The 24,791-nt window shown below is 52.3% G+C and carries 38 protein-coding genes and 3 pseudogenes; 5 read left to right on the top strand and 36 right to left on the bottom strand.

Features of this window, described 5'->3' with window-relative positions; all coding sequences use genetic code 11:
• Window positions 1-12: 12 nt before the first annotated feature.
• From map to rplC, 24 genes and pseudogenes are all read right to left on the bottom strand, one after another.
• A complete protein-coding gene (gene map, locus ACQ86N_RS08315; protein WP_431214752.1) occupies window positions 13-831 on the bottom strand; it encodes a type I methionyl aminopeptidase in 819 nt (272 codons plus the stop codon).
• A 79-nt stretch (window positions 832-910) separates the two neighbouring features.
• Entirely contained in the window at window positions 911-2,248 is a 1,338-nt protein-coding gene (gene secY, locus ACQ86N_RS08310; RefSeq protein WP_431214751.1) for a preprotein translocase subunit SecY, read from the bottom strand.
• A gap of 102 nt (window positions 2,249-2,350) precedes the next feature.
• Window positions 2,351-2,800, bottom strand: coding sequence for a 50S ribosomal protein L15 (gene rplO / locus ACQ86N_RS08305; protein ID WP_431214750.1), 450 nt, complete (start codon window positions 2,798-2,800; stop codon window positions 2,351-2,353).
• The gene (locus ACQ86N_RS08300) at window positions 2,797-3,054 is read right to left on the bottom strand and encodes an uL30 family ribosomal protein (RefSeq protein WP_431214749.1); all 258 of its coding nucleotides are present in this window, start codon (window positions 3,052-3,054) and stop codon (window positions 2,797-2,799) included. Before ACQ86N_RS08300 ends, rplO begins: the two co-directional genes overlap by 4 nt.
• Before the next feature lie 22 nt (window positions 3,055-3,076).
• Window positions 3,077-3,594: pseudogene (gene rpsE / locus ACQ86N_RS08295) on the bottom strand (30S ribosomal protein S5).
• A gap of 41 nt (window positions 3,595-3,635) precedes the next feature.
• On the bottom strand, window positions 3,636-3,989 hold the full coding sequence (rplR, locus tag ACQ86N_RS08290) for a 50S ribosomal protein L18 (protein WP_431214748.1): 354 nt from the start codon (window positions 3,987-3,989) through the stop codon (window positions 3,636-3,638).
• 73 nt (window positions 3,990-4,062) lie between these two features.
• Window positions 4,063-4,617 (bottom strand): 50S ribosomal protein L6, encoded by a 555-nt coding sequence (rplF, locus tag ACQ86N_RS08285; RefSeq protein ID WP_431214747.1) that lies wholly within the window; start codon window positions 4,615-4,617, stop codon window positions 4,063-4,065.
• A gap of 134 nt (window positions 4,618-4,751) precedes the next feature.
• Window positions 4,752-5,150: a 30S ribosomal protein S8 gene (gene rpsH / locus ACQ86N_RS08280; protein ID WP_431214746.1), complete on the bottom strand. Its 399-nt coding sequence runs from the start codon at window positions 5,148-5,150 to the stop codon at window positions 4,752-4,754.
• A gap of 72 nt (window positions 5,151-5,222) precedes the next feature.
• Window positions 5,223-5,492: a 30S ribosomal protein S14 gene (gene rpsN, locus ACQ86N_RS08275; RefSeq protein ID WP_431214745.1), complete on the bottom strand. Its 270-nt coding sequence runs from the start codon at window positions 5,490-5,492 to the stop codon at window positions 5,223-5,225.
• 24 nt (window positions 5,493-5,516) lie between these two features.
• Window positions 5,517-6,095, bottom strand: coding sequence for a 50S ribosomal protein L5 (rplE, locus tag ACQ86N_RS08270; RefSeq protein ID WP_431214744.1), 579 nt, complete (start codon window positions 6,093-6,095; stop codon window positions 5,517-5,519).
• On the bottom strand, window positions 6,092-6,367 hold the full coding sequence (gene rplX / locus ACQ86N_RS08265) for a 50S ribosomal protein L24 (RefSeq protein WP_431214743.1): 276 nt from the start codon (window positions 6,365-6,367) through the stop codon (window positions 6,092-6,094). The genes rplE and rplX overlap by 4 nt, the downstream gene beginning before the upstream one ends.
• Window positions 6,368-6,478: 111 nt before the next feature.
• Entirely contained in the window at window positions 6,479-6,847 is a 369-nt protein-coding gene (rplN, locus tag ACQ86N_RS08260; RefSeq protein ID WP_325587660.1) for a 50S ribosomal protein L14, read from the bottom strand.
• Window positions 6,848-6,909: 62 nt separating this feature from the next.
• The gene (gene rpsQ, locus ACQ86N_RS08255) at window positions 6,910-7,152 is read right to left on the bottom strand and encodes a 30S ribosomal protein S17 (RefSeq protein ID WP_431214742.1); all 243 of its coding nucleotides are present in this window, start codon (window positions 7,150-7,152) and stop codon (window positions 6,910-6,912) included.
• Window positions 7,153-7,230: 78 nt separating this feature from the next.
• Window positions 7,231-7,437, bottom strand: coding sequence for a 50S ribosomal protein L29 (rpmC, locus tag ACQ86N_RS08250; protein ID WP_431214741.1), 207 nt, complete (start codon window positions 7,435-7,437; stop codon window positions 7,231-7,233).
• Window positions 7,438-7,532: 95 nt separating this feature from the next.
• Window positions 7,533-7,952, bottom strand: a complete 420-nt coding sequence (gene rplP / locus ACQ86N_RS08245; protein WP_431214740.1) for a 50S ribosomal protein L16 — start codon at window positions 7,950-7,952, stop codon at window positions 7,533-7,535.
• Between the two features lie 72 nt (window positions 7,953-8,024).
• Window positions 8,025-8,336 carry a hypothetical protein gene (locus tag ACQ86N_RS08240; protein WP_431214739.1) on the bottom strand — a complete coding sequence of 104 codons (312 nt, stop codon included), beginning with the start codon at window positions 8,334-8,336 and terminating at the stop codon, window positions 8,025-8,027.
• A complete protein-coding gene (rpsC, locus tag ACQ86N_RS08235; RefSeq protein ID WP_431214738.1) occupies window positions 8,290-8,877 on the bottom strand; it encodes a 30S ribosomal protein S3 in 588 nt (195 codons plus the stop codon). The genes ACQ86N_RS08240 and rpsC overlap by 47 nt, the downstream gene beginning before the upstream one ends.
• A 26-nt stretch (window positions 8,878-8,903) precedes the next feature.
• Window positions 8,904-9,260: a 50S ribosomal protein L22 gene (gene rplV / locus ACQ86N_RS08230; RefSeq protein ID WP_431214737.1), complete on the bottom strand. Its 357-nt coding sequence runs from the start codon at window positions 9,258-9,260 to the stop codon at window positions 8,904-8,906.
• Between the two features lie 10 nt (window positions 9,261-9,270).
• The gene (gene rpsS / locus ACQ86N_RS08225) at window positions 9,271-9,543 is read right to left on the bottom strand and encodes a 30S ribosomal protein S19 (RefSeq protein ID WP_431214736.1); all 273 of its coding nucleotides are present in this window, start codon (window positions 9,541-9,543) and stop codon (window positions 9,271-9,273) included.
• Window positions 9,544-9,557: 14 nt separating this feature from the next.
• Complete coding sequence (gene rplB / locus ACQ86N_RS08220; protein WP_431214735.1) at window positions 9,558-10,106, bottom strand: 50S ribosomal protein L2; 549 nt, start codon at window positions 10,104-10,106, stop codon at window positions 9,558-9,560.
• The gene (locus ACQ86N_RS08215) at window positions 10,024-10,398 is read right to left on the bottom strand and encodes a hypothetical protein (protein WP_431214734.1); all 375 of its coding nucleotides are present in this window, start codon (window positions 10,396-10,398) and stop codon (window positions 10,024-10,026) included. The genes rplB and ACQ86N_RS08215 overlap by 83 nt, the downstream gene beginning before the upstream one ends.
• 53 nt (window positions 10,399-10,451) lie before the next feature.
• Window positions 10,452-10,751 carry a 50S ribosomal protein L23 gene (rplW, locus tag ACQ86N_RS08210; RefSeq protein ID WP_431214733.1) on the bottom strand — a complete coding sequence of 100 codons (300 nt, stop codon included), beginning with the start codon at window positions 10,749-10,751 and terminating at the stop codon, window positions 10,452-10,454.
• A gap of 174 nt (window positions 10,752-10,925) precedes the next feature.
• Window positions 10,926-11,564: a 50S ribosomal protein L4 gene (gene rplD, locus ACQ86N_RS08205; RefSeq protein ID WP_431214732.1), complete on the bottom strand. Its 639-nt coding sequence runs from the start codon at window positions 11,562-11,564 to the stop codon at window positions 10,926-10,928.
• A gap of 47 nt (window positions 11,565-11,611) precedes the next feature.
• Window positions 11,612-12,229: a 50S ribosomal protein L3 gene (gene rplC / locus ACQ86N_RS08200; protein ID WP_431214731.1), complete on the bottom strand. Its 618-nt coding sequence runs from the start codon at window positions 12,227-12,229 to the stop codon at window positions 11,612-11,614.
• A gap of 27 nt (window positions 12,230-12,256) precedes the next feature.
• On the opposite strand from rplC, the gene ACQ86N_RS08195 reads away from it, so the two are divergent.
• Entirely contained in the window at window positions 12,257-12,397 is a 141-nt protein-coding gene (locus tag ACQ86N_RS08195) for a hypothetical protein (RefSeq protein ID WP_431214730.1), read from the top strand.
• A gap of 272 nt (window positions 12,398-12,669) precedes the next feature.
• Here ACQ86N_RS08195 and rpsJ read toward each other — a convergent pair whose 3' ends face one another.
• The 8 genes and pseudogenes from rpsJ to ACQ86N_RS08155 form a co-directional block, all read right to left on the bottom strand.
• A complete protein-coding gene (rpsJ, locus tag ACQ86N_RS08190) occupies window positions 12,670-12,975 on the bottom strand; it encodes a 30S ribosomal protein S10 (RefSeq protein WP_431214729.1) in 306 nt (101 codons plus the stop codon).
• Between the two features lie 127 nt (window positions 12,976-13,102).
• Window positions 13,103-13,846 carry an alpha/beta hydrolase family protein gene (locus ACQ86N_RS08185; protein ID WP_431214728.1) on the bottom strand — a complete coding sequence of 248 codons (744 nt, stop codon included), beginning with the start codon at window positions 13,844-13,846 and terminating at the stop codon, window positions 13,103-13,105.
• 218 nt (window positions 13,847-14,064) lie between these two features.
• A pseudogene (locus ACQ86N_RS08180) lies at window positions 14,065-15,131 on the bottom strand (DPP IV N-terminal domain-containing protein).
• A 226-nt stretch (window positions 15,132-15,357) separates the two neighbouring features.
• Window positions 15,358-15,666: a hypothetical protein gene (locus ACQ86N_RS08175; protein ID WP_431214727.1), complete on the bottom strand. Its 309-nt coding sequence runs from the start codon at window positions 15,664-15,666 to the stop codon at window positions 15,358-15,360.
• A 167-nt stretch (window positions 15,667-15,833) separates the two neighbouring features.
• A complete protein-coding gene (gene fusA / locus ACQ86N_RS08170) occupies window positions 15,834-17,981 on the bottom strand; it encodes an elongation factor G (RefSeq protein WP_431214726.1) in 2,148 nt (715 codons plus the stop codon).
• A gap of 430 nt (window positions 17,982-18,411) precedes the next feature.
• Window positions 18,412-18,879: a 30S ribosomal protein S7 gene (rpsG, locus tag ACQ86N_RS08165; RefSeq protein WP_431214725.1), complete on the bottom strand. Its 468-nt coding sequence runs from the start codon at window positions 18,877-18,879 to the stop codon at window positions 18,412-18,414.
• A 33-nt stretch (window positions 18,880-18,912) separates the two neighbouring features.
• Complete coding sequence (gene rpsL, locus ACQ86N_RS08160; protein ID WP_431214724.1) at window positions 18,913-19,311, bottom strand: 30S ribosomal protein S12; 399 nt, start codon at window positions 19,309-19,311, stop codon at window positions 18,913-18,915.
• Between the two features lie 160 nt (window positions 19,312-19,471).
• A complete protein-coding gene (locus ACQ86N_RS08155) occupies window positions 19,472-20,536 on the bottom strand; it encodes a branched-chain amino acid aminotransferase (RefSeq protein ID WP_431214723.1) in 1,065 nt (354 codons plus the stop codon).
• Between the two features lie 115 nt (window positions 20,537-20,651).
• Between ACQ86N_RS08155 and ACQ86N_RS08150 the strand changes: the two genes are divergently transcribed.
• The 4 genes from ACQ86N_RS08150 (at window position 20,652) to ACQ86N_RS08135 (ending at window position 23,172) form a co-directional block, all read left to right on the top strand.
• Window positions 20,652-21,473, top strand: a complete 822-nt coding sequence (locus tag ACQ86N_RS08150; protein ID WP_431214722.1) for a hypothetical protein — start codon at window positions 20,652-20,654, stop codon at window positions 21,471-21,473.
• A gap of 151 nt (window positions 21,474-21,624) precedes the next feature.
• Window positions 21,625-21,957, top strand: a complete 333-nt coding sequence (locus ACQ86N_RS08145) for a GrpB family protein (protein WP_431214721.1) — start codon at window positions 21,625-21,627, stop codon at window positions 21,955-21,957.
• The gene (gene rdgB / locus ACQ86N_RS08140) at window positions 21,858-22,727 is read left to right on the top strand and encodes an RdgB/HAM1 family non-canonical purine NTP pyrophosphatase (RefSeq protein ID WP_431217320.1); all 870 of its coding nucleotides are present in this window, start codon (window positions 21,858-21,860) and stop codon (window positions 22,725-22,727) included. The genes ACQ86N_RS08145 and rdgB overlap by 100 nt, the downstream gene beginning before the upstream one ends.
• Before the next feature lie 13 nt (window positions 22,728-22,740).
• Window positions 22,741-23,172 carry an acyl-CoA thioesterase gene (locus ACQ86N_RS08135; protein ID WP_431214720.1) on the top strand — a complete coding sequence of 144 codons (432 nt, stop codon included), beginning with the start codon at window positions 22,741-22,743 and terminating at the stop codon, window positions 23,170-23,172.
• 81 nt (window positions 23,173-23,253) lie between these two features.
• On the opposite strand, the gene ACQ86N_RS08130 is transcribed toward ACQ86N_RS08135, so the two are convergent.
• The 4 genes and pseudogenes from ACQ86N_RS08130 to ACQ86N_RS08115 all read right to left on the bottom strand — a co-directional run bounded on the left by ACQ86N_RS08130 (window position 23,254) and on the right by ACQ86N_RS08115 (window position 24,762).
• Entirely contained in the window at window positions 23,254-23,784 is a 531-nt protein-coding gene (locus ACQ86N_RS08130) for a shikimate dehydrogenase family protein (protein ID WP_431218065.1), read from the bottom strand.
• Between the two features lie 56 nt (window positions 23,785-23,840).
• A pseudogene (gene aroE, locus ACQ86N_RS08125) lies at window positions 23,841-23,993 on the bottom strand (shikimate dehydrogenase); the annotation flags it as partial.
• Window positions 23,993-24,304, bottom strand: coding sequence for a phosphosulfolactate synthase (locus tag ACQ86N_RS08120; RefSeq protein ID WP_431214719.1), 312 nt, complete (start codon window positions 24,302-24,304; stop codon window positions 23,993-23,995). The pseudogene aroE and the gene ACQ86N_RS08120, both read right to left, overlap by 1 nt.
• A complete protein-coding gene (locus tag ACQ86N_RS08115; protein ID WP_431214718.1) occupies window positions 24,304-24,762 on the bottom strand; it encodes a phosphosulfolactate synthase in 459 nt (152 codons plus the stop codon). The genes ACQ86N_RS08120 and ACQ86N_RS08115 overlap by 1 nt, the downstream gene beginning before the upstream one ends.
• Window positions 24,763-24,791 lie beyond the last annotated feature (29 nt).

Raw genomic sequence — 24,791 nt, 5'->3', positions numbered from 1 at the left:
GAGGGGCAGCTATTAAGATGGCATCGGCGCCGCCTGAACCGTAAACAAATGCGGATTCAGGATCTCCTCCGCTTCTATAATACTATAATCCGAAAGTATATCTGCCTGTCCCTTCCTCACGCACACATCGTGCTCAAAATGCACGGAGGCCTTGTGGTCATTCGTTCGCACGGTCCAGCCGTCACTCTCCGTATATACTTCCCTTTTCCCAAGATTGATCATCGGCTCGATCGCCAGCACCGGGCCTTCCTTCAACTTCGCGCCCGTGCCCCTGCGGCCATAGTTGGGTACCTGCGGTTCTTCGTGAAGGCTTTTACCCAGACCATGCCCCACCAGCTCGCGCACAACGCCATAGCCATATTTCTTCTCCGTATGCTCCTGAATAGCATAAGCGATATCACCAACCCTGCCGCCGGCTACAGCCTTTTCAATGCCTTTATACAACGATTCCTTCGTCACCCGTATCAGCTGCATCACCGCAGGCCCCGGGTCTCCGATCGCAAAAGTATAGGCATGGTCGCCATGCCAGCCCTTCTTGATCACCCCGATATCCACCGAGATGATATCACCCTCTCTCAGCGGCTGTTCATTGGGGAATCCGTGTACCACCACGTCATTGACGGAGATGCACGAAGAGAATGGATACCCGTGATAGTTCAGGAAGGATGGGATCGCGTCATTGTCCCGGATAAATTCAGCTATCAGCTTGTCCAGCTCGAGGGTCGTTACCCCAGGCCTCAGCACCTTGGCGACCTCTGCAAGCGTCTTACTGACCAACCGGGCGCTGTCCCGCATTAACTCGACCTCGGTGCTTGTTTTGTAATGAATCATGTCTTAGTAAAAAAACCTGTTAGGCTTTATTACCTAACAGGTTAAATATAAAAATGTTTATCTGTTCTGTCAAACTATCCTAGATCACAGAGCTCGCCACAGACGACTGACGTCCCTGTATCCGTCCACTCTTCATCAGACCATCATACTGACGCATCAGCAACTGAGTTTCAATCTGTTGCAGAGAATCAAGGATAACGCCGACCATGATCAGCAGCGAAGTGCCGCCGAAGAAGGAAGCAAAACCCTGGGTGATGTCCAGACGCTGTGCAAAACCAGGCAGGATACCCACCAGTGCCAGCAGAAACGCGCCGGGGAGGGTGATCTTGTCCATGACCGAACCGATATAGTCCGCCGTAGGCTGGCCAGGCTTTACGCCCGGGATGAATCCGTTGTTCCGCTTCAGGTCATCAGCGATCTGCTTCGGGTTAAAGATAAGTGCCGTATACAGGAAGGTGAAACCGATCACGATCACACCATAGATCAGCATATGGATGAAATCCCGGGGGTCGGAGAACAGCCGGGCAAGGCCTTTCGTCGAGTCAAAGCTGGCGAAGATGGTCGGAAGGAACATGATCGCCTGGGCAAAGATGATCGGCATTACACCGGCGCTGTTGACTTTCAGCGGCAGGAATTGACGGGCGCCACCGAACTGGCGGTTACCCACGATCTGCTTGGCGTAGTTAACGGGCACTTTGCGTACACCCTGGATCAGAATGATCAGACCCATGATGATGGCGATCAGCACCGAAACTTCGATCACAAAGATCAGTATGCCACCCGTACCCTTGGCGAGCTTCGCGTTCCATTCCTGGACGAAGCTGCGGGGCAGACGGGCAAGGATCCCGATCATGATGATCAGGGACGTACCGTTTCCAAGTCCTTTATCCGTGATCTTCTCACCCAGCCACATGACGAACAGAGTACCTGCAGTAAGGACTATCGGAGTGGTCAGCCAGAAATAAGTGCTGAAAGAGTCGACGATCGCTTCCCTTCCAAGTCCCTTCAGATAGGTGACATAGGCATAAGCCTGCACGAAGGTCACGATCACGGTCAGGTAACGGGTCCACTGGTTGATCTTCTTCTGACCGCTGGCTCCTTCCTTCTGTACCTTCTGCATCTGTGGGATCAGGATCGTCATCAGCTGCATGAAGATGGAAGCGGAGATATAAGGCATGATCCCCAGCGCAAGAATGGACGCCTGAGAGAAGGCCCCACCGGAGAAAGCGTCGATCAGACCGAGCGCCCCGCCCTTTGCGTTACCGCTGAGCGCGCTCAGCTTGTTCGGATCGATACCCGGCAGCACGATGTACGTGCCAAACCGGTATACGAATAACAAAGTCAACGTCACGATGATCTTGCTTTTAAGATCCTCGATGCTCCATATATTTCGTAGTGTCTGTATGAGTTTCTTCACGGGAACAATGTGTAAGTTTAATAAACACGTAATTTTTTTCGCCTCCGGCACCAAAGCCAAAAAGACGCACCACTCCGATGCGTCTGTAAAGCTACATAAAAATTATTTCAAAATTTCGACTGTTCCGCCGACAGCTTCGATAGCCGTTTTAGCCTTCCCGCTCACTGCATTCACCCTGAAGGTCAGCTTGCTCTTCAGCTCGCCGTTACCCAGGATCTTGACGCGATCGGTCTGAGCGATTAAACCATTGATATACAGATTTTCAGGAGTGAATTCCGTGATACCGTACTTCTCGGCCAGCTGCTCGATCTGGCCCAGGTTGAACACTTTATATTCTACCCGGTGAATATTGCTGAAACCACGCTTGGGGATTCTTCTCTGGATAGGCATCTGACCACCTTCGTGAGCCATTTTGCGCTGATAACCAGCACGGCTCTGTCCACCTTTGTTACCCTTGGTAGAAGTACCACCCTTACCGGAAGCTTCACCGTGGCCTAAACGTTTCTCTTTATGCGTTGCGCCTTTTGCAGGCCTGATAGTGTGTAAATTCATTGTTGTTGATTTTTACTTAACGGGGAATCGCCCCTCGCGAGCGGACCGGAAAGGCCCGCGAACAGAATAATTACTTTACTTCCTCGACTTTCACCAGGTGCTCCACCGTACGGACCATACCCAGTATCTGCGGAGTAGCTTCCAGCTTCTTTGGTAGCATGCATCTTCTTCAGACCCAGCGCGCGCAGGGTTTGCTTCTGACGCTCAGGACGGTCGATGCCGCTCTTTACTTGTGTGATCTTGATCTTTGCCATAATAATTCGATATTATCGGGTATTATCCGTTAAAAACTTTCTTTAATGAGATATGACGGGTCCGGCTGACATTGATAGGCTCACGCAGCATCGCCAGCGCCTTGAACGTAGCCTTGACCACGTTGTGGGGTTGGCGGAACCCAGCGACTTCGCCAGTACGTCCGTTACACCGGCGCTTTCCAGCACCGCACGCATACTGCCTCCGGCGATCACACCCGTACCATGAGCGGCGGGCTTGATGAGCACCTTCGCAGCGCCTTCCTTGGCCAGCTGGTCATGAGGGATAGTGCCATGCATCACCGGAACCTTGATCAGGTTCTTCTTCGCATCTTCGATACCCTTGGTTATCGCTTCCTGTACTTCCTTGGCTTTGCCCAGACCGTGACCGACGACGCCGTTCTCATTTCCGACTACCACCAATGCAGAGAAGCTGAATGCCCGGCCACCCTTGGTCGTCTTTACCACACGATTGATAGCAACCACCTTTTCCTTCAGTTCCAGGTCACCGGCTTTAACTCTGTTTAAGATAACTTTTGACATTGTAATTATTTACGAAGCTTTTTACAAAATTACTTTACTGATTAAAAATGCAGGCCACCTTCACGGGCGCCGTCTGCCAGAGCCTTGACACGACCATGATACAGATAACCGCCACGGTCGAAGATCACGTCCTTCAACCCCAGCTCGACAGCCTTGCGTGCGATAGCCGCACCAACCAGCTTGCTCTGCTCGGACTTCGTACCCTTCTGAGCCGCGATATCCTTATCACGGGAAGAAGCAGACACCAGCGTCCTGGCGCCGTCGTCGTCGATCAGCTGTGCGTAAATATCGCCGTTGCTGCGAAATACCGACAGTCTCGGCCGCTGAGCCGTACCCGCGATCTTCTTGCGGACACGGAACTTGATCTTTTGTCTTCTGATTGCTTTCGTAACCATTTTTTCTCTATTTGAACCCCCTGATTCCAGCCAGGGAGCGTATTTTAAAATTTATTTAAAGCCGCGCCGCAGACTATTTACCCGCAGACTTACCAGCCTTCTTACGTACCACCTCACCCACATAACGTACACCCTTACCCTTGTACGGCTCAGGCTTACGCAGACCGCGGATCTTGGCCGCAACCTGACCGATCAGCTGCCTGTCGATACCCTCCAGGGTGATCTTCGGGTTCTCCCCTTTCTCCTGGGAAGTAGCCAGCTTCAGCTCTTTCGGGATCTCGAAAATGATATTGTGAGAATAACCCAGAGCCAGGTCCAGGATATTGCCCTGATTGGAGGCTTTGAAACCTACCCCGATCAGCTCCAGCTGCCTCTTGTATCCATCCGTAACACCCTTCACCATATTCTGCACCAGCGCACGGTACAGACCATGCAGCGCCCGGTGACGGATCTGATCAGTTGGACGCGTGAACGTCAGATGATCGTCCTTTACTTCCGCCTTGATATCGCGGTCGATAGTCTGCTTGAGTTCCCCCTTGGGACCTTTTACTGTCAATACGTTGTCCGCACTTACCGTTACGGTTACCCCCTTCGGGAGGACGATCGGCTGTTTACCTATACGTGACATAATTAGTTCAATTAATTAGATGATTGTTATTCAATTCCCGCCGCCGGCCGGTCAGCCTGTATAGGTACTGGCTTAATGTACCGGAAGCTTTTATATTACAATGGCCTGCTGCTATAAGCAGCAGGCCCGTTCGACTAATAAATATAGCAAAGCACTTCGCCGCCGACATTCTGCAGCTTCGCTTCCTTGTCCGTCATTACACCCTTGGAGGTAGAGATGATCGATACACCAAGACCATTCTTCACGCGCTGGAATTCAGCGGGGCTCGCGTACTGACGCAGACCCGGACGGCTGACTCTCTCCAGAGACTTGATCGCGGGCTCCTTGGTAGCCGGATCATATTTCAATGCGATCTTGATAACACCCTGCTTGGTATCATCCTCGAACTTGTACTTCAGGATATACCCCTTGTCGTACAGTATTTCAGTCATACGCTTCTTCAGGTTGGAAGCCGGGATCTCGACGATCCGGTGATTCGCCATCTGCGCATTCCGGATTCTTGTCAGAAAATCTGCTATTGGATCAGTAACCATTGTCTATCTACAATTAAAAAAGATGATCAAAAAAATTTTACAATGCGATATCCTCACCCCGTAGGGGAAATATTACCAGCTCGCTTTCTTCACACCCGGGATCTTGCCGGCGAGGGCCATATCACGGAAGATAACCCTGGAGATCCCGAAATAACGGATATATCCCCTGGGACGGCCAGTCAACTGGCAGCGATTCTTCAGCCTTACAGGAGACGCGTTCCTGGGCAACTGGTCCAGTGCTTTATAGTCACCGGCGGCCTTTAAAGCGGCGCGCTTCTCAGCAAACTTTGCCGACAGCGCTTCCCTTTTTCTTTGTCTAGCCTTTACAGACTCTTTAGCCATGTTTTATTACGTTTATTATTTTAATTATTGCTGCTCTTCTTTGCGCATGTTGCGGAAAGGCATACCCAGCTCTTTCAGCAGTTCGTACGCTTCCTCATTGGTACCGGCAGTGGTCACGAAAGTGATATCCATACCGGTGATCTTGTTCACCTTGTCGATATCGATCTCCGGGAAGATGATCTGCTCGGTGATACCCAGCGTATAGTTACCGCGGCCATCGAACGACTTCTCGTTGATACCCTTGAAGTCACGTACACGGGGCAGGGCCGTAGATACCAGACGGTCCAGGAATTCGAACATCTTCTCGCCACGCAGCGTAACACGCGCACCGATCGGCATGTTCTTACGCAGCTTGAAGTTCGAGATATCCTTCTTGGACTGAGTGGTCACAGCTTTCTGGCCGGTGATCATCGTCAGCTCGTCAACGGCTACTTCCACCAGCTTCTTGTCGGTGACGGCGCCGTTAACACCGCGGTTGATGCATATCTTTTCCAGCTTCGGCGCCTGCATGATTGTAGCATAGCCGAACTTCTTCATAAGGGCAGGTACAACCTCTTTCTTGTACTTGTCTGCCAGACGCGGAGTGTATTTTACAGTACTCATTTGATAACCTCCCCTGATTTTTTAGCGATGCGAACTAATTTCCCGTTCTCCCTGCTGCGCTTAACCTTCGTGGCGGCGCCAGCCTTGGCATCCCACAACATAATGTTGGAAATGGCAATGGGAGCTTCCTTCTTCACGATACCACCCTTGGTGTTCTGTGCGGAAGGCTTGGTGTGCTTGGTCACAATGTTCACCCCCTCGACCAGGACCTTCGCCTTGTCGGGATAAACTTCCGAGGACTTTCCGGGCCTTCTTGGGGTCCTTATCGTCACCGGTGATGACTACCACGCTATCACCTTTTTTAATATTGAACTTGGGTTTAAATCTGTTGATCATTTGTTTATGTTTTTCCCCCGCACACCAGCGAGGCCATTAGATTAATACTACAACACCTCAGGTGCGAGAGAGATGATCTTCATATAGCCCTTGTCACGCAGTTCCCTTGCGACAGGTCCGAAGATACGCGTACCGCGGGGCTCGTCGGAAGCATTCAGCAATACCACAGCATTGTCGTCGAAGCTGATATAGCTGCCATCCTTGCGACGTAATTTCTTCTTGGTCCTCACGATAACCGCCTTGGCAACGGTACCCTTCTTGATCCCGCCGGAAGGCAATGCATCCTTAACCGTGACAACGATCTTGTCACCGATGCCGGCATAATCCTGCCCGCTGTTACCCAATACCCGGATGCACAATACTTCCTTGGCACCACTGTTATCAGCTACATTTAATCTGCTTTCTTGCTGAATCATTTTATTAGCTTTTAGAGCCGGACCGCATCACGGCCCGAAAAATATAATTAATATCTGCTTTGTTATTTCGCCTTTTCAACGACTTCCACCAGACGCCAGCGCTTCGTCTTGCTCAGCGGGCGGCTTTCCATGATCTTCACGATATCTCCAACCGTGCACTCATTCTTCTCGTCGTGTGCATGGAAGCTGGTAGTCTTCTTTACGAATTTACCGTAGATGGGGTGCTTCACTTTCCGCTCAACAGCCACAGTGATGGTCTTGTCCATCTTATTGCTCTGTACCACCCCGATCCTTGTTTTGCGCAAATTTCTTTCAACCATTTTTTTAGCTTTTTGCTTTTATTACGGCCGCTTTACGCCCGGTGGGGCAGCACGGCAATTCTTTTACTTAGTTTTCTTCTGCGCCAGCGCCGTCTTCAGGCGGGCAACATCCTTTCTCAAAGAGCGAATGCTCATCGGATTTTCCAGCGGAGAAATAGCATGCGCAAACTCCAGCTTCTTCAGGCGCAACTCGTCTTCCTGGATACGGGCCTTCAGATCAGCTTCATTCTGGTCCTTCAGGCTATTTACAAAATCGATTCTCTTTGACATCGTATAGTCTTTTTACTAGTTTATATTTCGTTCCACCGGGCCCCGGTCTTCGCTAATATCTGCGGCCTCCGGCCACCAACTCCCTTCCGGGTCGTTTAGGCTACTACGTCACGACGAACAATGAACTTCGTCTTGATCGGTAGCTTCTGCGCAGCCAGCTCAAGGGCTTCTTTCGCTACCGACAGCGGTACGCCGTCAGCTTCGAAAAGGATACGACCCGGCTCGACTACTGCAGCCCAGTATTCAGGGTTACCTTTACCTTTACCCATACGCACTTCAAGAGGCTTCTTGGTAATTGGCTTGTCAGGGAAAACGCGGATCCAGACATTTCCCTCACGCTTCATTGCGCGGGTCAAAGCCTGACGGGCAGCTTCCAGTTGGCGGTTTGTCAGCCAGATCGCTTCCAGCGATTTCAAAGCATACGAACCAAAAGAGATCGTGTCACCCCTCTTAGCCACCTCGCGGATACGACCCTTCTGTGCTTTCCTATGCTTTGTTCTTTTCGGTTGTAACATCTTGAATTATTTTCGAGATTCTTGTATCTGTTTTTACTTCGGTCCATCCCATTCCGGACGCAACCAATGCGATTAATGCCTGCGATCTCCACCACCACGACGATCTCCGCCTCCACGATGCTCACCACCGCCACGACGATCATCCCTGTGTCCACCACCACCGCGACGATCACGGTCACCGCCACCACGACGGTCATCACGACCCCCATGTCCATGGTCACCATCCCTTCTGTCACGACGATCGCTCAGGCCGCCTTCCTTACCGCCGACGAAATTCGGGTTCAGATCCCTCTTCGCCAGCACTTCACCCTTACAGATCCATACCTTGATACCGATCTTACCGTATACAGTCAGCGCAAACACATTCGCATAGTCGATATCCATACGCAGCGTGTGCAGCGGAGTACGACCCCTGCTTGATCTCTTCCGTACGGGCAATTTCAGCACCACCCAGACGACCGCTCACCTTGATCTTGATCCCTTCGGCACCCATACGAAGCGCAGAGGCGATCGCCATCTTGATTGCACGCTTGTAGTTGATACGGTTTTCGATCTGGCGGGCAATGGTATCCCCAACGATGTTCGCATCCAGCTCAGGACGACGGATCTCCAGGATATTGATCTGGACATCGTCCTTACCCGTCAGCTTTTTCAGCTCTTCCTTGATCCTGTCAACCTCACCACCGCCTTTACCGATGATGATACCAGGCTTGGAAGTGTGAATCGTTACGATCAGCTTATTGAGCGTACGCTCGATAACGATCTTGGCAATCCCACCCTTATTGATACGGGCATTCAGGTAAGTCCTGATCTTGTTATCCTCGATCAGCTTGGTAGCATAATCTTTCTTGCTGCCATACCAGTTAGACTCCCATCCGCGGATGATCCCGAGTCTTGCCCCAATAGGATTCGTTTTCTGACCCATGTTTATAATTAAATAAGTTTTATCAATTAATTTTGCGAAACGACTTTTGAATCAACGATGATGGTTACGTGATTGCTCCGCTTACGGACACGATAACCTCTTCCCTGAGGAGCCGGACGCATACGCTTCAATGTCCTGCCGCCATCCACAAAAACCGTCTTAACAACCAGACCGGCATCGGCCGCGCTCTGACCTTCGTTCTTCTGCTCCCAGTTCTTCACTGCAGACCACAACAGCTTGTGCAGCGGAGTAGACGAATGCTGCGGATGATGCTCGAGCAAGGCCAGCGCCTTCTCAACATGCATACCACGGATCTCATCAGCCAGCAAGCGCATCTTACGGGGCGACGTCGGGTAATTTCTCAATTTAGCTACTGCTTCCATTATAATGAGTTTATGCGATCTTTTTACTTGAATGTCCTTTGAAGTTGCGCGTAGGTGCAAACTCACCCAGCTTGTGTCCAACCATGAACTCTGTCACGTACACGGGGATGAACTTGTTACCGTTGTGCACCGCCAGCGTATGACCCACGAAGTCGGGGGTAATAGTGGAACGACGGCTCCAGGTTTTGATCACCCCTTTCTTGGCCGTACCTTCATTGATGGCCAGGATCTTGTCTTCGAGGTTGGAGTCTACGTAAGGACCTTTTTTAATTGAACGACCCATGATTGATTGTTAAATTATTTCGCTAATTTTTTACCGTTCTTCCTCTGAATGATCAGATTGTCGCTGCCCTTACCCTTCTGACGGGTCTTCAGACCACGGCTGTACTGACCGTTCCTGCTGCGGGGCTGACCACCGGAGGCCTTACCTTCACCACCACCCATCGGGTGATCTACAGGGTTCATCGCTACACCACGGTTTCTCGGACGGATACCCCTCCAACGGTTGCGACCCGCCTTACCCATGCTCTGCAGAGAGTGGTCGCTGTTCGAAACCACACCGACAGTTGCATAGCAATTGATCAGCACCTTTCTCAGTTCGCCGGAAGGCATCTTCAGAACGGCATATTTTTCTTCCTTGTTGGTCAGCTGAGCCGAAGTACCGGCGCTACGCACCAGCTTGCCACCCTGACCAGGCTGCATTTCGATATTGTGTACGTTGGTACCCAGCGGCATGTTCTTCATCATCAGCGCATTCCCAACCTCAGGAGCAACAGCGTCGCCCGAGGCAACGGTAGCGCCTACCTGAAGTCCCCTGGGGTGCGAGGATATACCTCTTCTCCCCATCCGCATAGTTAAGCAACGCAATAAAAGCCGTACGGTTCGGATCATACTCGATCGACGCAACAGTCGCATTGATACCCTTCTTGCTACGCTTGAAATCGATGATACGGTACATCTTCTTGTGACCGCCGCCCATATAGCGCATCGCTCTCCTACCCTGTACGTTACGACCACCAGTAGACTTTACTTTCTCCAGCAGGGTCTTCTCCGGCGTATCCGTAGTGACCTCGGCATAGGCGTTCCCGATTCTCCAGCGGGTGCCGGCAGTCATCGGTTTGTATTTTTTCAGTGCCATGTCTTTTTATCGTTTTTGCGGACTTATCAGCTCCGCGTGCTTTAATGAATTAGTTAGATTGCTGCATAGAGATCGATCGTCTCACCCTCAGCCACAGTGATCAAAGCCTTTTTATAGGCCGGCTTACGACCCTGAACATAACCAGCTTTTGTGAAACGGGTCTTGTTCTTCCCCGGTACTACAGAAGTGTTCACGTCAATTACGTTGACACCATAGAATTCTTCCACAGCCTTCTTGATCTCCAGCTTGTTGGCCTTACGGTTGACACGGAAAGCATACCTGCGCAGCTTGTCCTGCTGGGAGTTCGCCTTTTCTGTCAGTATCGGTTTTACTAGAACTTCAGAGAGTTTCATCTCTTATAATTTTTCAGTTGTTATACAATTGCTTCGTGTCCGGTCTTCCTTCAAATTTATCCCGTCCCCGTCGCAGATCTTATATATTTGAACTTCGTCGGAGCTGCTCCGCCACGCTCCTCCTCGTTCGTAACCTTCGCTTCGCTCGGTTACAGCCGGTGGACCCGTGGTCCCCTAGGCTTTAACCTCTTCATCAGCAGCAAAGATCTTCGCCGCAGACTCGGACAACACCAGCACCTGGGCATTGACGATATCATAGGTATTGATATCAGCCAGCAGCGTACCTTCTACGGTCGGCACATTCCGCAGGCTCAGATACAGATTCTCGCTCTCCTCGCCAGGCAATACATAAAGAACCTTCTTGTCCGCAATGTTCAGGCTCTTCAGCGCAGAAGCGAACTGCTTAGTCTTCGGAGCTTCCAGGTTGAGATCTTCTACAACCACGATGGCATTCTCCTTAGCCTTGTGAGCCAGGGCAGACATCTTGGCCAGATCCTTCACCTTACGGTTCAGCTTGAAATCATAGTCGCGGGGTTTGGGTCCAAAGATGGTACCACCACCCTTGTACAACGGGTTACGCAGATTACCCTTACGGCTGCCCCCGGTTCCCTTCTGACGGTGAAGCTTCTTGCTGGAACCTTGTACTTCCAGACGGGTCTTCACTTTGTGCGTACCCTGACGCTGAGCGGCAAGATATTGCTTAACGGCCAGGTAGATCACGTGGTCGTTCGGCTCGATCCCAAAGATCTCCTCCGGCAACTCCACCGTTCTGCCTGTCTTCTTTCCTTCTATATTTAATACGTCTGCTTGCATTGTAGTTCGATTTATGTGGCGAACCGGGGTCCGCCATGGTTCTTAACTTACTTCTGAATTAAAACAATTGCTCCATTGTGACCAGGTACAGACCCGCTGACCAGGATGTAGTTCTTCTCAGGGAAGATCTTCACGACCTTCAGGCTCTTCACCTTCACACGATCACCACCCATGCGGCCCGCCATACGAACACCTTTCATTACACGGCTGGCATCCGAAGAGTTACCCAAAGAACCGGGAGCACGCTGACGGTCGTGCTGACCGTGAGACTGCTCGCCTACACCATGGAAGCCATGGCGCTTAACGACACCCTGAAATCCCTTACCTTTCGAAGTACCAACGACTTCGACCTTGTCGCCTTCGGCGAAAATGTCAACAGTAATGGAATCACCAAGATTCTTTTCTATGGAAAAATTGCGGAATTCTTTAACGAACTGTTTGGGAGAGCTGCTTGACTTTGCGAAGTGATTTTTTTCTGCTGCAGTAGTGTGCTTTTCTTTCTTTTCGCCAAAAGCCAGCTGGAGGGAAGTGTAACCGTCAGATTCTTTTGTCTTAACCTGTGTAACGACACAGGGACCCGCTTCGATGATCGTGACGGCTGTTTGTTTGCCATCAGGACTGAAGATGCTGGTCATCCCGATTTTTTTACCAATAATGCCTTTCATTTCTTTTAAAAATTTATGCCATCGGGTATGAGACCGGCCATAGACATACTACCTGGTAATGTAGCATCGATCTATAACTTCAATCCCTCGTTTGCAGCCGACCTTTTCTTTGCGTCATCCTTCTACCACCTTGTGTGGATCCGGATCGAACAGAAGTACCGGCAGTAAACAAACCCTGAATGGCTTGTTCATATGTATCACCCCGTCCGGCCTGCTCGCAGGCCCCCGAAGTAGTTTACTCATTTATTTTGCCCTCTTGTTTCCCCAGGCTGCCTCTCACAACTCACTATCACACCTCAGCGAAACGGGCCAAATCCAGCGCTATTTTATCCGGGCCGAAGCCAGGAGTTTATAGATAGATTTTGAAAGAACTTGTCGACCATTGCTCGTGACATAAAGATCATCGTTGCCACAATGCCCGGTCTAATCATTAGACCCGGTCAGGCTTTGATCTCAACATCCACACCGGACGGCAGGTCCAGCTTGGACAGCGCGTCTACAGTCCTCGAAGAGGAAGTGTAGATGTCCAGAAGACGCTTGTGCGTATGCAGCTGAAACTGCTCACGGGCCTTCTTGTTGACGTGCGGCGAACGCAGTACAGTAAAGATCTTCTTACGAGTGGGTAAAGGAATAGGACCTGTTACCCTTGCTCCGGTACTACGTACCGTTTTAACGATCTTCTCAGCGGATTTGTCCACCAGATTGTGATCGTATGACTGTAATTTGATTCTGATTCGTTGAGACATAAGCCAAATCCCATTTTTTCGAACGGGGATGCAAAGGTATGTATTTGTTTATTTATTGCCCAAAAAATCGAACCTTTTTTTAAAAAAATCTCGCCCCCGGGCCAGCGCTTAAGCCCAGGTCTACCCCTTACCTTCCTCCCGGAGGACAATTCCTCCTCAAAAAATCGGTGTACAAATGCGCCAGATGCTGCTGCGTCCCCTCCCCCTCAAATATTCCATGACTGCGGTTCGGATAGACCATCAGCTGAAACAACTTATTACTCTTCACCAGCGCATTCACCAACCGCTCCGCATTCTGAAAATGCACGTTGTCATCCCCGGTCCCGTGAATATATAATAAATTGCCCTTCAATCCCTTAACGTAGGTTATCGGCGACCCCGCCACATAGTCCGCCGCGGTCTCCGAAGGCAGCCCCATATACCGCTCCTGGTAGATATTATCATAGGTCCGCTGGTCGTCAACTGCCGCAACGGCAATCCCTGTCTTATAAATATCGGGATACTGGAATAGCAGGTTCAGCGTCGTCGAACCACCCCCGCTCCATCCCCAAACCGCCACCCGCTCCGTGTCCACAAACGGCCATTTCAGCACCTCCCGGGCCCCCATCGCCTGATCCCGGATATTCAACCGCCCTATCTTCCGGTAGATCGACTTACGCCATTCCCGGCCCTTCGGAGCCGGCGTACCCCGGTTGTCCAGGCTGACATAAATATACCCGTCCGCCGCCATATCCCCCGTATAAAGGTAATTACTGCCGGTCCCGGCCTCGTCGGTTACCGTCTGCGCCGCCGGCTCGCCATAAACGTAAAATACGACCGGGTACTTCCTCGTGCTGTCGAAAGGCACCGGCTTCACCATCCAGCCATCCATCCGGACCCCATCTCGCCGTCCTGACGGTAAAGAATTCCCACCTTCTTCCCCGACGGTCCGTCTCCACTCCCGGAAGACCCCGTGGCCACCACCTCATGCCCCGGAAGCCGGACCCACTGCTGCTTCTCGCCCGCATTGGCACTGCTGTAGACATGCAGCGCATATCTTCCGCCCGGACCGATATCGTATCCGTGCGTCCCCTGGCTGGCTCAAGGGCGTCAGTCTTTCCAGCCTCCCTTCCCGTCCAGCCGGGTCCTGAAAAGGTATTTCTGCGTCGCATTCTCCGGACTGGCTATAAAATAGACCATATTGTTTTTCTCGTCGACCAAAGAGATCCGGATGATATCATAGTCCCCTTTCGTTACCAGGGTTTCTTTCTTTCCATCCCGGCTGACCCGGTAGATATGCCGCCAGCCGTCCTTCTCCGTCACCCATAAAAACTCTTTCCCTCCATTGATCCAGTCCCAGCCCGCTATCACCCCGTCCTGCCATGCGCCCCTGCATTCGATAAAAGCGCTGTCCCTCTCGGAATAGATCGGTGTGGTCTTCCCGGTCGCAACATCGCTCAGGAGAAGCCGGCTTTCGTTCTGTTTCCTGTTCAGCTGCTGGAGTACCAGTTCCGAAGAATTATCTGCCCACTCCATCCGCGGCAGATAACTCTGGGTAGGGTCACCAGGAATATCCATCCACCTGTTGGCTCCGGTGTTCACATCCACGACCCCGATCCTGTAAGGAGAAGCCGGTTCCCCGGCCACGGGATATTCCACGGGTACGACAAAGGATAGGCAGAGTCGGTCGTGTTCAGCATCAGATAGTCCCTGACCCGGTTGGCATCGATCTGCCAGTAGGCGATATTCCGGCCATCGGGACTCCACCGGAAACCATCCCGGCATTCCAGCTCTTCCTCGTATACCCAGTCAAAAGTTCCGTTGATCAGTTTGCGGGTGCCGTGCGTCGACGTAAGACAGGTCTCCTTCCCCGTCGACAGCTCTTCCACATACAAATTATGCTCGCTTACAAAGGCCACCTTCGTGCCGTCTGGCGAGAACTTGGCGAACATCAGCGATGAGACCGGGTGACCCTTTCCCACCTGCCTCAGCGCACGCGTATGTAGGTCCAGCACCCAATAGTCTCCCCGTGTATCATACCGCCACACCCGCCTGGCATTTGTATAGATTAGCACCTGTTTCCCGTCTTCCGAAAAAGCAAAACTCCGGATTTCCAGCGGTTTCCCCTCCGGCCTAAGCCATTCGCGGGACACGACCACTTTCTCGCCACCCAGCATACTGGCCTGACTGATATTTCCGCCACTGACCATATAGTACGCGTCACCCGCCTTATTCCATTTCAGACTGGAAGACCCCGGCTGAGCACTGACCGTGCAGAAAGAACAAAGGACAAGAACCACCACGAACAACCGCATAATGAAAAATTTTCGCCCGGAAATTACAACGAAAAAGCCTGGCTGAAACACCAGGCTTATTTCTTTACTTAATTTTCAAATAACCCGACTAGCGCCTTCTCCAGCGGCCGGGGATCCACTGATAGCCCCTGCGCTCGTGTACCCAGCGGCCGGGGATCCAGACCCATCCCGGATGGGGAGGCGCAACCCAGTGACCGCCAACGGCAACATACCTGCCGCCCCGGTACTCCCAATCCTCTTCGACCCACACACTACCACGGGGCCCCACAGGCCTTCTTTCCACGCGATGCCATTCAGGACGTACCGTTACATAGACCTGTGCGGAGGCGGACAACGAACCCGCCCCTGCGAGGACCATGACCAAAAACATCAGCTTTACTACATACTTTTTGCTCACCCCCAAAATTGATTTTTCAGATGGTGTTCGCGAATGCTTTGCATTTCATATGTTGGTTTTTAAGTTTGACAGTTGGATTATCCTGGGGTTTCAAGGTTTAATATATCAAAAATAAAGCCCCGCCGGTACGGCGGGGCTGGAAATATTTAGTTGTCTACCGGTAAAAATCAGGCATTCACCTTTCTCCCTTTCACCTTGGCAATCACTTCTTCGGCGATATTGTTCGGCGCCGGAGCGTAGTGAGAGAACTCCATGGTGGAGGTAGCACGGCCGGAGCTCATCGAGCGAAGCTCGGTCACATAACCGAACATCTCTCTCAGCGGCACCTTAGCCTTGATGACCTGCAGGTTGTTCCGGCTATCCATACCTTCCAGGATACCGCGACGACGGTTGAGGTCACCCGTCACGTCACCCATGTACTGGTCGGGAGTCAGAACTTCCACCTTCATGATCGGCTCCAGCAGCTGCGGCTTAGCCTTTACACCAGCTTCACGGAAGCCGGATTTGGCACAAAGCTCAAAGCTCATTGCGTCGGAGTCGACATCGTGATAGCTACCGTCGAATACCCGGACCTTCATGCTGGTCAGCGGATAACCGGCCAGTACGCCCGTCCCCATACAGCTGTCGAAACCCTTCTGTATCGGCTGGATGAATTCCTTGGGAATGCTACCACCGAAGATATCGTTGACGAACTGGAAGTCTTTTCCTTCATTCTCCTTCAGCCACTCTTCATCGGCAGGCCCGATCTCGAACTGGATGTCGGCGAACTTACCACGACCACCCGTCTGCTTCTTCAGCACCTCACGGTGCTGGATAGCCTTGGTGAACGCTTCTTTATAGGCAACCTGGGGCGCGCCCTGGTTAACTTCAACCTTGAATTCGCGCTTCATACGGTCGATGATGATTTCCAGGTGCAGTTCGCCCATACCACGAAGGATGGTCTGACCGGTATCTTCATCCGTATTTACACGGAGGGTGGGATCTTCTTCGACGAGCTTGGAGATAGCCAGACCCATCTTGTCGACGTCAGCCTGCGTCTTGGGCTCAACGGCGATCGCGATTACAGGCTCGGGAATGAACATATTCTCCAGCGTGATCGGATGATCTTCGTCACACAGTGTGTCACCGGTCTTGATCTCCTTGAAACCAACAGCGGCGCCGATATCACCGGCTTCGATGAAGTCGATCGGGTTCTGCTTGTTGGCGAACATTTTCATGATACGGCTGATACGCTCTTTCTTACCGCTTCTTACGTTCAGGACATAAGAGCCGGCATCGAGGTGGCCGCTATAACACCGGAAGAACGCCAGACGACCTACGAAGGGGTCGGTCATGATCTTGAAAGCCAGCGCAGCGAAGGGCTCCTTCGCATTGGCCTTGCGGATCAGGGTCTCGCCCGTGTTGGGGTCGGTACCATGCGTATCTTCGATATCGACCGGAGAAGGCAGGTAGCGGCACACAGCGTCAAGCGCAGTCTGCACACCCTTGTTCTTGAAGGAAGAACCACACATCATCGGAACGATGCTCAGGTCCAGGGTAGCCTTGCGGATAGCCTCGTGCATTTCCTCTTCAGTGATGCTGTTGGGATCATCGAAGAATTTCTCCATCAGCTTGTCATCGTATTCGGCAACGGCTTCTACGAGCTTCGCCCTCCATTCTTCAGCTTCTTCCTTCATGTCGGCCGGCACGGGGATCTCATCGAACGTCATACCTTCCGTTTCCATATGCCAGATGATACCCTTCATCTTGATCAGGTCGACCACACCCTTGAAATCGTCTTCAGCGCCGATCGGCAGCTGGAGGGGAACGGCCTTCGCACCCAGCATCTCACGAACCTGGTTGACAACCATCAGAAAGTCAGCACCGCTGCGGTCCATCTTGTTGACGAAGCCGATACGCGGTACTTTATAACGGTTAGCCTGACGCCATACCGTCTCGGACTGAGGCTCAACGCCGTCAACCGCAGAGAACAGAGCGATCAGACCGTCCAGAACACGCATGGAACGTTCCACCTCTACGGTGAAATCCACGTGACCCGGAGTATCGATAATATTGAAATAATATTTTTTGGTATTGGCGTCTGCCGTACCTTTTACGGTAGGGAAGTTCCATTGGCAGCTTACAGCCGCAGAGGTGATCGTGATACCCCTCTCCTTTTCCTGCTCCATCCAGTCGGTAGTAGCAGCACCGTCATGCACCTCACCGATTTTGTGAATCATCCCCGTGTAGCGTAAGATCCGCTCCGTGGTGGTGGTTTTGCCGGCATCGATGTGAGCCGCAATCCCGAAGTTTCTCTGAAATTTTAAGTCTGCCATTTTTAATTATTAAAAAGTTTGAATCTTTTACTTTTAGTCCCAAATTCCTGATTTTCAACCGGTTTCCCTCGAAATCCCCGCTTGCGGGACCCTCCTCGGGCTGAAAATAAATTCGGTGCGCAAAGGTAACTAAAATATTCCATGCAAAACGCAGCCCAATGGTCCTTTACACACAAAATTTACCCAGTTCCAACCCCATCCTCCCCCGACACCCCCTTCCCAGCTTCACTTACGCCCATCCCTCCGTCTTACACCCAGCCTAATCCCCCGGCACGGCGCCCCACCTGCCCCTACAAGTCCCTCCATTCCCCTCTACCCCCGCCCTCGCTTGCCGGTGCCCCCGCACCCGCACCCGGCCTCACTCCCCCGGCCCCAAAACCAAAAGCCCCGCGGTAAACCGCAGGGCTCTGATATATAAAAAAGTAAATAATTATACTTTAAAGTGTGCAAAAGCCTTATTGGCTTCCGCCATACGGTGCGTATCTTCTTTCTTCTTGAAAGCGCCACCTTCACCCTTGCTTGCCGCAACGATCTCACCGGCCAGCTTATCAGCCATGCTGCGACCGTTTCTTTCCCGGCTGTAGCGGATCAACCACTTCATGCTCAGAGAGATCTTCCTGTCAGCACGAACTTCCGAAGGGATCTGGAAGGTAGCACCACCGATACGACGGCTGCGTACTTCTACGGCCGGAGTAACATTGGAAAGAGCCCTTTTCCAAATATCATACCCATCTTCATTGGTCTGCTTCGCGACCTTGTCGATGGCATCGTAAAAAATATTGTAAGCCGTGTTCTTTTTACCCTGCCACATCAGGTTGTTCACAAAGCGGGTCACCAGCGTGTCGTTATACCTTGCGTCAGGGGCCAGCGGTAATTTTTTGGCTTGCGTTTTCCTCATTGCTTGAGATTATATATTCTTAACTATTATTATTTATTTCTTAGCGGCGGGTTTTGCACCGGGTTTGTCCTTCTTCGTACCGTACTTCGAACGGCTCTTCTTACGATCCTTCACGCCAGCCGTATCCAGGCTGCCACGAACAATATGGTAACGTACACCGGGAAGATCCTTTACACGACCACCGCGGATCAGCACGATGGAGTGCTCCTGGAGATTGTGCCCTTCACCAGGGATATACGCGATAACTTCCACCTTGTTCGTCAGACGAACCTTCGCTACCTTACGGAGCGCGGAGTTAGGCTTCTTAGGGGTTGTCGTATATACGCGGGTACAAACACCACGACGCTGAGGACAGGCGTCCAGCGCACGGGATTTGCTTTTTGCACGAATGATCTCTCTTCCTTTTCTTACTAATTGTTGTATCGTAGGCATTCTGAACCTATTTTATTTTGGGACTGCAAAGCTAGCACTCTATCGGGAAATAAACAAATAATTTCACAAAAAAACAGACAAAACGGGCTTCATCGACCAATATTTCCTTGCTCCACGCGGCTTCCACACATTTCCTGACTGTGCCCCCCACTCCCTGGACCTATATCCTGAACATCCATCCCTTCGTATCGGCCCTCCGGCCCTCACGGATATCCGTCAGCACCCTCTTCACGGTAGGAGCTACCTTCCAGGTGTCCGTATCGAACTTCATCGTATAGTCTTCGTACTTCAGCTCCTTGATCATGGATATGGTGGCCGCCGTACCGGTCCCGAACACCTCCTTCAACTCACCCGCCTGATAGGCCCGGACCACGTCATCGATATGTATAGGCGTCTCTTCCACCGTATACCCCTCTTCTCTCAGCACCTCGATCGCGCTGTCACGGGTTACCCCTTCCAGAATGGTACCAGCTTCCAGATCCGGCGTCAGCACCTTGTTGCCGATCACGAAAAAGACGTTCATCGTCCCGATCTCCTGCACATACTTGTGCTCGAACGCGTCCGTCCACAGGACCTGGTCATATCCCTGCTGCTTGGCCACAGCCGTCGCCAGCATACTGCCCCCATAGTTACCCGCAGCCTTGGCGAATCCGAAACCCCCACGGGCCGCACGGGTATACTTCTCCTCCACATAGATCTTCATCGGAGCCGAATAATAAGGCCCCGTGGGACTCAGCAGGATCATAAATTTATAGGTATCGCTCGCCTTCACCCCGATCACGTCGTCCGAAGCGAACATGAACGGCCGGATATACAGCGAATAATCGCTCTTCATCGGTATCCAGTCCCGGTCGATATCGATCAGCCTCCGCATCCCCTCGATAAAAATATCCTCCGGAACCACCGGCATCATCATCCTCTCCGCGGAAATATTGAACCTCCGGAAATTATCATAAGGACGGAATATGAAAGGATTCCCTTCCCGGTCCTTGTATGCCTTTATACCTTCAAAAATAGACTGACCATAATGGATCGCCGCCAGCGCCGGAGACAAAGACATATTCTGAAAAGGCTTTATCTGCACATTCTTCCATTCCCCATCCGCATAATCGACTTCCAGCATGTGATCGGTAAAATATTTACCGAAAGGAAGATTATTAAAATCGATTTCAGGTAACTTACTCTTCCCCGTTTTCGTAACTTGGATATCCAACGCTGCGATCATATGGTTGTTTATTTTTTGTTGGCACAAAGAAACGAACAATCTTTGTCCCTGCAAAATCAAAAACTAACAATTGTTAGTTTACAACAGGATCTGCTATCAAACCCGAAAGTAAATTATGAGCCTCAATAACATTCAGTTACAGGATTTCATCGTGGACGAACTCTACAGGGATACCCTGCTGACCTCGCCCGATTCGGTCCCCGCACGCCGCCCCATTCCCCCGGCTGCCCCAACCGCGGCACCAGCAACACCAACAACTGAAAAAACAACGCCAGCCACGGCAACGTTAACCGCCACACCACCATCCGCAACGACCGCCACATCATCCCCCGCGGCACCAGCACCCCCGCCGGCCAACCCACCCGTGGCAGCCAAACCCAGTCCCGGCGCCTCCCTCGGCGATATCGCCGCCGCCATGCGTAAAGGCACATCCACCACGGCCGCACAATCCACCCCCGCTACCGCCGCCGCAGCCCCACCACCCGCAGGCGCCATATCCCGGCAACCCGACGCCACAAAAACACCCGACACCACCCAACCCTACAAAACACTGGGTAACCACCGCCGGAAAGTGACCATTCTGGTCAACGCCCCCGGCACCCCATTTCTGCCGGACAACCAGCTCAACTTCCTCACCAAAATACTGGAAGCCTGCCGCATGAACATCGGCGACGTCGCCATCGTCAACCATGCAGCAGCCGCGGTCAATATCACAGCACTGAGAGACCAGCTGCAGCCATCCGTCGTCATACTCTTCGGACTGGAACCCACGACCATCCGCCTACCCATCAATTTCCCGGTCTTCAAGCTCCAGCCCTACGACCAGTGTACATATCTTTCCGCATCACCCCTCGAACAACTCGTCCAAAACTCCGATGAAAGCAAACTCCTGAAAAGCAAACTATGGGTCTGCCTCAAAACCTTATTCGACGTATGAGCAAAACTTCCAACACAGTCACAACACCCGACGCCAGCCACGCACCCGACACCGGCGAGTCGCCCGACGCCAGCCAGACACTCGACACCGGCGAGCAACCCCGCTCTGCCGCGTCACCAGGCAAAAGCCAACCATCCGCCGACTGGCCTTCATGGGCAACCGAAACCGTCCTCATACTCCCCCGGACCCCTCCTGGCCCGCAAGGGCGGCAGAGGAAACAAACGCCCTGCTCCTCCACCTCGCCCCATTTGCTATCCACTCCATCGAACACTTCGGCAGTACCTCCGTGACAGGACTTCCGGCCAAGCCGATCATCGACCTGATGACGGAGCTCACAACATTCGATGACATCGACGCCATCGCAGAACGCCTTCGCCCCTTCGACTGGCACTACGTCCCCCCGAACTTGACAACCGGCCAGAACGCCGCTTCTTTATCCGTGTCCGCGACAACAAAAGAGCCGCCCACCTCCATTTTCACCTAAAGGGCGACCTAAAAGCACAGGACCAGCGCCAATTCAGGGATCTCCTCCAAATGAACCCACACCTGAAACAGCAATACGCCGCCCTAAAAACTACCCTCGCAAAGCAACACCGCGACGACCGCGAATCTTATTCCCGGGCCAAATCGGACTTCATCCGCCAGGCCCTGCAATCCTCAACCATGCGCATCATTTTCGCCACCAACAACGACCATAAAGTAGAAGAGATCCAGGCCGCCATCGGCGACACCCTGAATGTAGTTAGCCTCCGCCAGGCAGGCATCGATATCGATATCCCCGAACCCCACCCCACACTCGAAGCCAATGCCACGGAAAAATCCTCGACCATCCATCGGCTGACCGGCGACAACTGCTTCAGCGAAGACACCGGCCTCGAAGTCTTCGCCCTGGGCGGAGAGCCCGGGGTGAAAAGCGCCCGCTATGCCGGCGATGGCAGGTCCAATGAAAATAACATAGAAAAGCTGCTGCAAAACCTCGGCAACAACCCCGACCGCCGGGCGCGCTTCAGAACCGTCATCTCACTCATCTGGCAGGAGAAAGAATACCAGTTCGAAGGCATCTGCAACGGCCATATCCTGCAGCAGCCCACCGGAGGAAAAGGCTTCGGTTATGATCCCGTATTCGTCCCCGAAGGCGAGAGCCGCTCGTTCGCACAAATGTCTCTCGAAGAAAAGAATCGCTTCAGCCACCGCCGCAAAGCCGCCGACCAGCTGGTGGCCTTTTTACAAAGACAACCCAAAGACCACGAATAAAAAACGATTGCATATGCCCAGAACCAAACTCACCATGCCCGCCAGTTTCAATTTTATGACCCAGATCCCCGTCCGGATCACCGACCTCAACTACGGCGGCCACGTCGGCAACGACTCTATCCTCGCTCTCATCCACGAGATCCGCGTCCAGTTCCTCCGCCACCACGACTACGAGGAGCTCAACGTCGCCGGCATAGGTCTCATTATGTCCGACGTCACCATCGAGTTCAGGCACGAACTGTTCTACGGAGAAACCCTCCGGGCCTCGGTCGCGGCAGCCGAATTCTCAAAAATTGGCTTCGATCTTTATTACAAACTGGAAAAGCTCAGCGGAGAAAAATGGGTCTCCGTTACCCACGCCCGCACCGGCATGGTTTGCTACGACTACTCATTGAAGAAAATAGCAGCCGTTCCCAAAGAAGTATGCAGTAAACTTTTGTCATAACCTGCCCAGAGGCTCCAAATCCGGGCCAAAGGCTCGCCCCGCAAGGGCTCCACTACCCGGCGCCCCATCCATCATAACCCCTCATTCGGGGCATTCCATATCCTCCAGCTCTCCTCCGCACTGGAGGATCAGCATGTCATATCCATTCTCCACTACCGCCCCCCTCTCTTCTCCCCGCTGAAGGAAGAGGGTGCGCGAAGGATTGTATATCAGGTCAAAAAGATAATGCCGCGGGGTCAGCGCCTCATAAGGCAAAGGCGGAGCCTCCTCCGTCTTTGGATACATCCCCACCGGCGTCGTATTAACAATAAGCGTGTGTTCCCCCATAACCGCCGCATCCACCTGCTCATATCCCAGATCCCCCGTATCAGGCCTCGGCCTCCGGGTCACAAGACGATAGCCGATACCGAGCTTTCGCAGTACATATTCTACAGCTTTTGCAGCCCCTCCGGTCCCCAGCACCAACGCCTGCCGGTGATGGTCTGCCAGCTTCGCCGCCAGCGACTGCTCGAACCCCACCACATCGGTATTGTGGCCGAAGAGCCTGCCCCCTTCGATCCGGATACAATTACAGGCGCCAGTCTCCGCCACCACCGGGCTCTGACCATGCAAAAAGGGATCACTTTTTCCTTGTACGGAATAGTCACATTCAGCCCGCGAAGTTCCGGATCGGCCAGAACCCCGGACAGACCATCAATGCCAGCCAAAGAAAAATTGGAATACAGACAGTCGGATATACCCTCCCGCCCGAATTTCTCCGTGAAAAAACGCTGGGAAAAGGAATGCGTCAGCGGATAGCCGATCAGACCATACTTATGCATCAGGAATTCGCTTTGTCGAGAAACATATGGAAGGTATCTCCGCGAAGACCCACACGCATGGCTTCCATGGCGATAACCTCCGTCGGGGCGATATTCCCCAGGTTCACATTACAGCCGATCAGTTCGATGAAATACAGCTGCTGCGCCTTCTGGGGAGCTTCCCATAGTATTTTTTCCGCAGGTATCTGCGTCAGGATTTCCTGCACCAGGCCCTCTCTCACCTCGCCGCTGCCTCGATAGATCCCGACATTCCCCGCCTCACGCGCCTCGGCAATGACATAGGAAGCTCCGGCGCCAAGCTCGGCACTCATCAGTTCGATCCACTTGTAGGGGGAATGATGTGCGCGGCATCCTTGCTGCCTACTTCGCTCAGCACGGTGCCGTATTTGGTCAGTTTCTCGATATAACCGCATTTCTCCGTATGCGGAATAGTGATCGATCCGTCGCTGACCTCCATATAAGAGATATTATAATCCTTGCAAACAGCGACATAGTCGTCGAACTGCCCGCGGATAAGAAATGCTTCAAAAAGAGTCCCGCCAAAATAGACGGGTAAACCGTATGACTGGTAAACTTCTATTTTCTCCCTCAGGTTCGGCGTTACGAAAGAAGTTCCAAAACCGAGTTTGACAATATCTACATGCGGATGCGCTACACTCAGAAAATTCTTCGCCTCATCGATACTCAACCCCTTGTCCATGACCATCGTAATTCCATTCTGCCGCGGTTTTTGCAACCGATCCGGCATTTGCGTAAGTTTAAAATTCATCTTCTGGTTTTTGGTTCGTATACTACGTA

This window comes from Puia sp. P3 (genome assembly GCF_050632245.1).
Lineage (GTDB): Bacteria > Bacteroidota > Bacteroidia > Chitinophagales > Chitinophagaceae > Puia.
The sequence above is the reverse complement of the archived record's forward strand: the minus strand, read 5'-3'. Positions and strand labels throughout refer to the sequence as shown.

Bases quoted from the DNA above. Each gene is read 5' to 3' on its own strand.
- ACQ86N_RS08240 (WP_431214739.1), bottom strand. From the start codon at position 8,336: ATGGATATCGACTATGCGAATGTGTTTGCGCTGACTGTATACGGTAAG.
- ACQ86N_RS08215 (WP_431214734.1), bottom strand. From the start codon at position 10,398: ATGGCACTGAAAAAATACAAACCGATGACTGCCGGCACCCGCTGGAGA.
- rplV (WP_431214737.1), bottom strand. From the start codon at position 9,260: ATGGAAGCAGTAGCTAAATTGAGAAATTACCCGACGTCGCCCCGTAAG.
- map (WP_431214752.1), bottom strand. From the start codon at position 831: ATGATTCATTACAAAACAAGCACCGAGGTCGAGTTAATGCGGGACAGC.
- ACQ86N_RS08300 (WP_431214749.1), bottom strand. From the start codon at position 3,054: ATGGCAAAGATCAAGATCACACAAGTAAAGAGCGGCATCGACCGTCCT.
- rplN (WP_325587660.1), bottom strand. From the start codon at position 6,847: ATGATTCAGCAAGAAAGCAGATTAAATGTAGCTGATAACAGTGGTGCC.
- rpmC (WP_431214741.1), bottom strand. From the start codon at position 7,437: ATGTCAAAGAGAATCGATTTTGTAAATAGCCTGAAGGACCAGAATGAA.
- ACQ86N_RS08155 (WP_431214723.1), bottom strand. From the start codon at position 20,536: ATGATCGCAGCGTTGGATATCCAAGTTACGAAAACGGGGAAGAGTAAG.
- rplD (WP_431214732.1), bottom strand. From the start codon at position 11,564: ATGCAAGCAGACGTATTAAATATAGAAGGAAAGAAGACAGGCAGAACG.
- rpsH (WP_431214746.1), bottom strand. From the start codon at position 5,150: ATGGTTACTGATCCAATAGCAGATTTTCTGACAAGAATCCGGAATGCG.
- rpsG (WP_431214725.1), bottom strand. From the start codon at position 18,879: ATGAGGAAAACGCAAGCCAAAAAATTACCGCTGGCCCCTGACGCAAGG.
- rplC (WP_431214731.1), bottom strand. From the start codon at position 12,229: ATGAAAGGCATTATTGGTAAAAAAATCGGGATGACCAGCATCTTCAGT.
- rpsN (WP_431214745.1), bottom strand. From the start codon at position 5,492: ATGGCTAAAGAGTCTGTAAAGGCTAGACAAAGAAAAAGGGAAGCGCTG.
- ACQ86N_RS08120 (WP_431214719.1), bottom strand. From the start codon at position 24,304: ATGAGTGCCGAGCTTGGCGCCGGAGCTTCCTATGTCATTGCCGAGGCG.
- rpsC (WP_431214738.1), bottom strand. From the start codon at position 8,877: ATGGGTCAGAAAACGAATCCTATTGGGGCAAGACTCGGGATCATCCGC.
- rplE (WP_431214744.1), bottom strand. From the start codon at position 6,095: ATGAGTACTGTAAAATACACTCCGCGTCTGGCAGACAAGTACAAGAAA.
- ACQ86N_RS08195 (WP_431214730.1), top strand. From the start codon at position 12,257: ATGAGACCGGCCATAGACATACTACCTGGTAATGTAGCATCGATCTAT.
- rplW (WP_431214733.1), bottom strand. From the start codon at position 10,751: ATGAAACTCTCTGAAGTTCTAGTAAAACCGATACTGACAGAAAAGGCG.
- rplR (WP_431214748.1), bottom strand. From the start codon at position 3,989: ATGGTTACGAAAGCAATCAGAAGACAAAAGATCAAGTTCCGTGTCCGC.
- fusA (WP_431214726.1), bottom strand. From the start codon at position 17,981: ATGGCAGACTTAAAATTTCAGAGAAACTTCGGGATTGCGGCTCACATC.
- rplB (WP_431214735.1), bottom strand. From the start codon at position 10,106: ATGGGGAGAAGAGGTATATCCTCGCACCCCAGGGGACTTCAGGTAGGC.
- ACQ86N_RS08185 (WP_431214728.1), bottom strand. From the start codon at position 13,846: ATGGATGGCTGGATGGTGAAGCCGGTGCCTTTCGACAGCACGAGGAAG.
- ACQ86N_RS08150 (WP_431214722.1), top strand. From the start codon at position 20,652: ATGAGCCTCAATAACATTCAGTTACAGGATTTCATCGTGGACGAACTC.
- rpsL (WP_431214724.1), bottom strand. From the start codon at position 19,311: ATGCCTACGATACAACAATTAGTAAGAAAAGGAAGAGAGATCATTCGT.
- rpsS (WP_431214736.1), bottom strand. From the start codon at position 9,543: ATGGGTCGTTCAATTAAAAAAGGTCCTTACGTAGACTCCAACCTCGAA.
- ACQ86N_RS08115 (WP_431214718.1), bottom strand. From the start codon at position 24,762: ATGAATTTTAAACTTACGCAAATGCCGGATCGGTTGCAAAAACCGCGG.
- rplP (WP_431214740.1), bottom strand. From the start codon at position 7,952: ATGTTACAACCGAAAAGAACAAAGCATAGGAAAGCACAGAAGGGTCGT.
- rpsJ (WP_431214729.1), bottom strand. From the start codon at position 12,975: ATGTCTCAACGAATCAGAATCAAATTACAGTCATACGATCACAATCTG.
- ACQ86N_RS08145 (WP_431214721.1), top strand. From the start codon at position 21,625: ATGGGCAACCGAAACCGTCCTCATACTCCCCCGGACCCCTCCTGGCCC.
- rplF (WP_431214747.1), bottom strand. From the start codon at position 4,617: ATGTCACGTATAGGTAAACAGCCGATCGTCCTCCCGAAGGGGGTAACC.
- ACQ86N_RS08135 (WP_431214720.1), top strand. From the start codon at position 22,741: ATGCCCAGAACCAAACTCACCATGCCCGCCAGTTTCAATTTTATGACC.
- rplO (WP_431214750.1), bottom strand. From the start codon at position 2,800: ATGAATTTACACACTATCAGGCCTGCAAAAGGCGCAACGCATAAAGAG.